Origin of the sequence: Halolamina salina (genome assembly GCF_042678005.1) — an archaeon.
Taxonomy (GTDB): Archaea; Halobacteriota; Halobacteria; order Halobacteriales; family Haloferacaceae; genus Halolamina; species Halolamina salina.
In genome coordinates, this window is sequence record NZ_JBHUDH010000033.1 from 3013 (window position 1) to 9884 (window position 6872).

The window sequence follows — 6872 nt, forward strand, 5'->3', positions numbered from 1 at the left end:
GGGTGACCCGCGACCCGGCCGGAGAGGAGGGCGGCGCCGCCGAGCAGCGACAGCGCCTCGCGCCTGCGCATAGCTTCGGGGAGGCGACGTGTCCCCATAAGGAGCGGGGTCGGGTGAGGGGCGGGCGAAACCCGCTTGGGGGTCGCGACGAACGGTGGGCCATGGAGGACGCTGATCTCGACGGGCGGGTCGCGCTGGTGACCGGGAGCGCCACGGGGCTGGGTCGCGGGCTGGCGCTCGCGCTGGCCGACGTCGGCGCCGACGTAGCGGTCCACTACTACAAAAGCGACGACGAGGCGGCGACGACGGCAGCCGACGCGCGGGCGTTCGGCGCCGACGCGACGGCCGTGCAGGGCGACGTGACCGATCCCGAGAGCGTCGACGCGCTGTTCGACCAGGTGGAGGCCGAACTGGGGACCGTCGACGTACTCGTGAACAACGTCGGCGACTTCGCGCCGAAACACTGGGAAGAGATCGACCTCGACACGTGGAACCGCGTGCTGGAGACGAACCTGAACGGGACGATGCTCTGCTCGCGCCGGGCGCTGCCGGCGATGCGCGAGCGGGAGTGGGGCCGGATCGTCAACGTCGGCTACGCGAGCAGCGAGAAGGCGCTCGTCGGCGCGACGAACTTCCCGTACTTCGTCGCGAAGACGGGCGTGCTGATGTTCACCAGAATGCTCGCGGCCGACACGCAGGAGGACGGGATCACCGTCAACGCGGTGTCCCCCTACGTGGTCGAGACCAGCGACGCGTTCCCCGACGAGGCCCCGCGGGGGCGCTGGGCGACCGTCGAGGACGTGGCGAACGCGGCGCTCTTTTTCTGTCGGTCCGACAGCGACTACGTTTCGGGTGAGAACGTGGAGATCGACGGCGGCTGGCTGCCGGAATCGATCTAGTAGTCCGGCGCGTCGTCCTCGACTTCGCGCTTCAGCGAGTCGCGGCGGGACTTGGCGTCACGCCCCGTGGCTTCGAGCAGGAACTCGTTTTTCGTGTCGACGGCGTCGCCGGCGGCCTCGAGCTCGTCGGGACCGAGCTCGGTGGGGTCGCGCTCCTCGAACTCCACGCCGAGCCAGTCCTTCTTGCCCGAGTACTTCACCGCGCCGGCGACGACGCGCTCGAATACGGGGTTGTCCGGATCTTCGACGACGTAGAGGTCGCTCCCCTTGTACTCCTCGGTGCCGGTGATCTCGCCGAAGTACTCCTCGACGGTCGCCTCCATGTCCGGGATGCGCTCCTCGAGCGTCTCGCCGCGGCGCATCTTGTACTCCTTCATGCCCGCCCGTTTGCGAGCGGTCGGTTTACGAGTTGTGGGTCGCTACTCCGCCTTCTGCTGTTCAGATATATACCCGATGTGACACTCGGGGCAGATGTCGCCGGCCCGCATCGAGGAGGTGCCGACGTCGCGGGTCAGCCCGCACTCGGGACAGAAGTACTCGAGTTCGGCGTCCCGGCTCGACCGCTCGAGGTCGACGTTCGCGGTCGGCGCCGTCGACCGCTCGCTGGACTCGCCCTCGTCGGTTCGGTGGCCGTTCGCGCGGTCGGCCTCGGGGTCGCTCGACTGCTCCTCGGTCGGGACGAAGTCGCCGAAGTCCACGTCCGCGGGCTCGCCCTCCGGCGGCGTCGCGTCGTGGCCCTCATCCTCGCCGGGACCCTCCGGCCACGGCATGTGCCCCTCGTCGGTCTCCTCGCGCTCGGTCGGGGCCGGCTCGGACTGGCTCTCGCTGGGCTCGCTCCCGCTTGGCTCGGGGTCTGCGTCCACGATCTCGGCGTCCTCGGACTCGACCGCCGAGGGCGTCGAGGACCCCTGGGGTTCGTCCTCCGGCGTCGACGGCTCCGATTCCGGTTCGGCGGGCGAGGACTCCGAGGGCGAGCTACTGGCGTCGATAATCTCGGCGTCGTTCTCGTCCGGCTCCTCGGGCGTCGAGGCGTCGCCGACGCTCAGCTCGTCGCCGGGGACCTCCTCGGGGCTGGCCTCCTCCTCCCACTGGTGGCGACCCTCCTCGGGCGGGGACGCCGCGTCGTCGTCGAGGATCACGCCGTCGTCCTCCGCCGGATCGGGGGCGTCGGACTCCTCGGCCGCCGCCGAGCGCTGGCCGGGGTGGACCGGGGCATCGTCCGACTCGTCTTCCGGTTCGTCGCCGGCGGCCTCCTCGGCCGTCGGCTCGGACGCCGAATCCGGCTCCTCGGGCGACTGTTCCAGCATGTCGTCGTCCTTCTCGGCCTGTTCGATGATGTCGGCGACGCCGCGCTCGATCGGGTCCTCGTCGGGTTCGACCGTGGCCGACTCCTCGCCGGACTGTTCCGGCTCCGTCTCGGCCGTCGCGGGTTCGGTCTGCCCGGTCGTGAGGTCGTCGTCACCCCACTCCTCCTCAGCGTCGGTTCCGATCCCGACTTTCGGGGCCGAATCCTCCTGTGGCTGCTCGCCGGCAGCCGACTCCCGGAGCTGATCGATCGACGTGATCTCCTTGTTCTCGCTGACTACCTGCTTCTCCCCGCAGCGTTCGCAGGTCTTGACCTCCCGGACGGTAACGACGACCTCGTTACCCTCCTCGTTGCGTTCACGCTCGGTCTCCGGCTCGCCGAAGTCGTGTCCGAGCAGACACCTGAGTCCCATTACCCGTGTTAGACGGGCGGAAGGCTAAAAATACCCCGCCACCCGCCGTGGCGTCCCCGCCACTCGTCGGTCGCGAGCCGTCCGTCCTCGCGTCGCCGGTAGAGGTAAGCCGCTTGCACTCCCACGGGCGGGTATGGCCGTCAGTCCGGAGCATCGCGACAGGGACGAAGTGGAGTTCGAGGTGCTCGCGGCGCTGGCTGACCGCGCCGAGGAGGGGATGAGCGTGCTCGAACTGCGCGCGGCGGTCGACGCCGACATCGACCGGCTCGAACCCGCGCTCGGCGATCTCAAGGACGCGGGACTGATCGAGGTCGAGAGCAACGGGGACGGGGTGGTTCTCTACCCGGCGGATGGCGTCGTCGCCGATCCTGAGGATCTCGACGACGAGGGGCCGAGCGTGCTGGAGATCATCCGGGACCGGTTCGGGTTCTGAGCCGCGGAACCGGCGGAGTTTTTCCCGCGGGCACCGAACCCGGGGTAATGACGCTAGTCGGCGGGAGCCACGCCGATCACGGCGCGACGTTCGGCGAGCGCGGCGGCCGCGAGGTGGTCGAGGAGTACGGACGGCCCGAGCGGACGGTCCGGGCGGTCCGCAACGGCGTCGGCGCCATCGAGATGGGGTACGGCGTCGTCGTCGTGACCGGCGACGACCGCCGCGCGGTCGTCGGGGAGGCAGTCACCAACGAGCTACCCGGCGCCGACGGCGAGGGGTGCTACGCGCTGGTACTCGACGACGGAACGATCGAGACCGAACTATTCGTCTACGACGCTGGGGAGCGTCTACTGCTGTTCACGCCGCCAGGGCGTGCCGATCCGCTGGCCCATCGCCTCGCCGCCGCTGACCGTGACGCGACCGTGCGCGAAGCGACGAGCGAGTTCGGCGTGTTCGGCGTCCACGGCCCGATGGCGACCGAGAAGATCGCGTCGGTGCTGCACAACGCCGGCGCGCCGACGGGAGCGTACTCGTTCGTCCGGGGGTCGATGGGCGACGCCGGCGTCTCCGTCGTCGCCGGCGACGCGCCGGGCGGCGAGGAGAGCTACGAGGTGATCTGTGCGGCCGACGACGCCGAGGAGGTGTGGATGACGCTGCTCTCGCGGGGCAACGGCGCCGCACCGTTCGGCTACCGGACGTACGAGACGCTCACCCTCGAAGCGGGGACGCCGCTGTTCGAGCCGGACATCCGGGGCGAGTCCCCCGAATCGATCGGATTAGCTGGCGTCGCCGGTGTCGAGGAAACCACCAACGAACCGAGCCACCGGCTCGTCGGCCTCCGGATCGACGTTACGGACGACGACCCGACGCCAGAGAGCGGGGCCGCCGTGCTCGGTCCGGACGGCCCGATCGGTCGCGTGACGCGGGCGCGGTGGAGCCCGTCGCTGTCGGCGTCGATCGCGTTCGCGCAGGTCGAACGGGGCGCGTCAGTCCGTGCTGTCCGGACCGATCGTGGGGAGATCCAAGCGACACGGTCGTCGCTCCCGTTCGTCGAGGGCGGTGAACAGTCCGGGCGGCTCCCGTCGTACTGAGCGGTACGCAGTCGGGCAGTCAGGGGAGGTAGCTCCGCAGGTGGTCCCGGGAGAACAGCGTGGTCGGGCGATCCATGTGGACCCCGATCTCCCCCGACGTGAGTCGGAGGCCGAGTCGCTGGATCGGCTCCGGGAGCGAGTACGCACGGCGCAGCCAGTGGCCGAGCCGGATCTCCGTCGCGAGCTCGTCGCGCCACGCCGCCTCGTACGCCGACAGCGTGGCAGGATCGTCGGGGTCGATCGCCCGGACCGCGTGGTCTGCCGAGCGCATCCCGTAGAGGATACCGCCGCCGGTGAACGGCTTCGTCTGTGCGGCCGCGTCGCCGACCAGAAACACGCGGTGGGAGGTAACGGAATCCGGCGGGCCGATCGGGATCGCACCCGAGCAGAAGCGGTCGATCTCGGCGCCGTAGGCGTCGACGAGGCGGTCGAACCGGGCGCGGGCGTCGCTCTCGGCGTCCGGCCGGACCGCGAGCCCGTACTCGACGCCGGCCTCGCCCCGCGGGATGCGCCACGCGAAGAAGCTCGGGACCGTGAGGTGGACGTCGACGAAGTCGCCGTGGTCCGGCTCGGGGTCGAATCCCAGCACGCCGTGGAGTGTCTCGTCGGGTTCGGGGAGGTCGACCGCGCGCCTGGTCCGAGAGACGGGGCCGTCACAGCCGGCGACTATCCGCGCCTCGACCGCGAACGTGTCGCCGTCGTCCGGCGAAACTGTGAGTTCGACGCGGTCGGACCGCTCGTCGACGCCCGTGACGGTGTGGCCGTCGTGGATCTCGGCGCCGGCGTCGCTGGCCGCGTCAGCGAGGGTTCGGTCCAACTCCTCGCGGTCGATCACGTTCGAGACGGGCTCGTCCTTGTAGAAGGGGTAGGCGTCGCTCTCGGGGCCGCCGACGTGGAAGTCGGCGCCGTACACCTCGTTCTGGAGCAGTTCCTCGCGGGCGCCCTCCGGCGTGTACTCCCAGATGTCCCTCGAGACGTGTCCCGAACAGGCAAGCGGCGTGCCGATCTCCCCCTGCTCGAAGGCGACCACGTCGTAGCCCGCCTCGGCCGCGCGGCGGGCGACGCGCGCGCCGGCGGGCCCGACGCCGACGACGGCGAAGTCGTACATACCCCTGACTATCCGGGCTCCGGACATATGCCTCGCGGTTGGGGCTGACAGCCGACGCGCTTCCCTATCGCGGGCCGGTGCGTCGGACTCCGGCCGTGTTCGACCCGCGCGGTGGGTTACTGCATCGACGGTGGTGGTCGCGCTCTGGTACTTGAACTCGGGGGGTCAGTCGACGATCGTGAGCCCGCGGCACGTCTGTTCGCTGACGCGGTCGGGCCACGATACGTCGATCTCGGTCCAGGCGTCGCCACCATTGGCGGTACGGTACAGCCCGTGGTTGTTCGCCGCCCAGAACGTCGCTTCGTCCGTGCCGCGTTCGATCACTGCGCGATACACTCCCTCGCCGGTCGGAATCCCGCGACCGTCGAGCCGTTCCCACGTGCCGTCGTCGCGGCGGTAAAGGTAGGACTCGCCGACGCGGTGTGCCTCGCGCGCGCTCGCCGCGGCCGAGAGCAGAACCCGTGGCGGCGAGCGCGCGGTCGATTCAGTGTTCAGTCCCACCGCGACGCTCCAGCAGTAGGTGTGATCGAGGCCGTCCTGTGGGTGCCGCCACGACTCGCCGGCGTCCGTGCTCTCGGCGTAGCCGTCGCCCGCGGCGACCCACGCGTGGTCTGGAATCCCGGGGTGGGTCGCGATCGTGTGCACGTCCCGACGGCCACTGGGCACGCGATCGGTCCAGTCGACGCTCCCGTCCGCGTCGACACGGGCACGCAGGAGCGCGCCGGCTTCGACGGCGACGTGCAGGAGACCCGGATCGTTCGGGTCAGGCTCGATCCAGCGAACGTGGTGGGTGTCGGGCCGGGGCGGGAACGACCACTCGTCGGAGGAGGGAAGATCCGTGAGTCCCGGCAGTCGCTCGAACGTCCGGCCGCCGTCCGTGCTCCGGTAGAGGCGGCTGGGTTCGGTACCGGCGTAGACGGTGGCTGGGTCGTTCGGATCGACCGCGAGCGAGGTGACGGCGTCCTGCTCGATCCCGTCAGCGCGCTCCCACGACGCTCCCGCGTCGGTCGATCGCTGGAGGCCGTGCTCGAACGTCCCGACGAGCACGGCGCCGTCCGCGACGGCGACGCACTCGGGCCGGGAGTCGAACCGCTGCTCGCGGACGATCGTTCCGCGGTCCGCGTCGACGACGAACAGCGCGTCCTCGTAGGCGGCGTAGGCGGTGGACATGGCCGGGTGGAGGGCGCGGAGCGTCGAAAAGGTGAGGTCCGCTACTGCTCGCTCGTTCCGTTCTCCGTCTCCGTGTCGGTCGCGCTCTCGGCCAAGTGCTCGTGGTGGGCCTCGTGGTCCGCCTGATCGCGGTAGGTCAGGCCGATCAGGTAGGCGGCGCCGTCGTAGCGGTAGATCCCGCCCACGTCGCCGTCACACTGGCGGGTGAACAGGTTCGATATCTGCCTCCCCGTCGCAATCGAGAGCCCGCGTTCGACGCGCTCGCCGTCGTCGGCGTCGGCGAGCCCGTCGAGGGGGTTCTGTAGCTCGGGAATCTCGGCGACGGCCTCGGCGTCGAGGCTACAGCGCGTCTCCGTCTCGTCGCCGCTGGCCCGGATGACCGTCATCGACACCGGCGGCTCGGCGAAGGGGTTGAGCCGGGCGCGCTCGGGGGCCGCACAGGCGGCGGGGCCG

At 70.5% G+C, this 6872-nt stretch carries 8 protein-coding genes; 3 read left to right on the forward strand and 5 right to left on the reverse strand.

The window, feature by feature from the left end; all coding sequences use genetic code 11:
• The first annotated feature begins 161 nt into the window (after window positions 1–161).
• Window positions 162–899, forward strand: coding sequence for an SDR family NAD(P)-dependent oxidoreductase (locus ACFR9S_RS03950; RefSeq protein ID WP_379818107.1), 738 nt, complete (start codon window positions 162–164; stop codon window positions 897–899).
• On the opposite strand, the gene ACFR9S_RS03955 is transcribed toward ACFR9S_RS03950, so the two are convergent.
• A complete protein-coding gene (locus ACFR9S_RS03955; protein WP_379731512.1) occupies window positions 896–1276 on the reverse strand; it encodes a DUF5611 family protein in 381 nt (126 codons plus the stop codon). The two genes, ACFR9S_RS03950 and ACFR9S_RS03955, sit on opposite strands and share 4 nt — an antisense overlap.
• 42 nt (window positions 1277–1318) lie before the next feature.
• Entirely contained in the window at window positions 1319–2617 is a 1299-nt protein-coding gene (locus ACFR9S_RS03960) for a DUF7093 family protein (RefSeq protein WP_379731511.1), read from the reverse strand.
• A 133-nt stretch (window positions 2618–2750) separates the two neighbouring features.
• On the opposite strand from ACFR9S_RS03960, the gene ACFR9S_RS03965 reads away from it, so the two are divergent.
• Together ACFR9S_RS03965 and ACFR9S_RS03970 are read left to right on the forward strand one after the other, a co-directional pair.
• A complete protein-coding gene (locus ACFR9S_RS03965; RefSeq protein WP_379731510.1) occupies window positions 2751–3050 on the forward strand; it encodes a DUF6432 family protein in 300 nt (99 codons plus the stop codon).
• Between the two features lie 47 nt (window positions 3051–3097).
• Window positions 3098–4141 carry a glycine cleavage T C-terminal barrel domain-containing protein gene (locus tag ACFR9S_RS03970; RefSeq protein WP_379731509.1) on the forward strand — a complete coding sequence of 348 codons (1044 nt, stop codon included), beginning with the start codon at window positions 3098–3100 and terminating at the stop codon, window positions 4139–4141.
• Window positions 4142–4160: 19 nt separating this feature from the next.
• On the opposite strand, the gene ACFR9S_RS03975 is transcribed toward ACFR9S_RS03970, so the two are convergent.
• The 3 genes from ACFR9S_RS03975 to ACFR9S_RS03985 all read right to left on the reverse strand — a co-directional run.
• Window positions 4161–5249, reverse strand: coding sequence for a geranylgeranyl reductase family protein (locus ACFR9S_RS03975; protein ID WP_379731508.1), 1089 nt, complete (start codon window positions 5247–5249; stop codon window positions 4161–4163).
• A 165-nt stretch (window positions 5250–5414) separates the two neighbouring features.
• Window positions 5415–6419, reverse strand: coding sequence for a WD40/YVTN/BNR-like repeat-containing protein (locus ACFR9S_RS03980; RefSeq protein WP_379731507.1), 1005 nt, complete (start codon window positions 6417–6419; stop codon window positions 5415–5417).
• Between the two features lie 41 nt (window positions 6420–6460).
• Window positions 6461–6872, reverse strand: a 412-nt coding sequence (locus tag ACFR9S_RS03985) for a hypothetical protein (RefSeq protein ID WP_379818108.1), incomplete at its 5' end; no start/stop codon positions are given.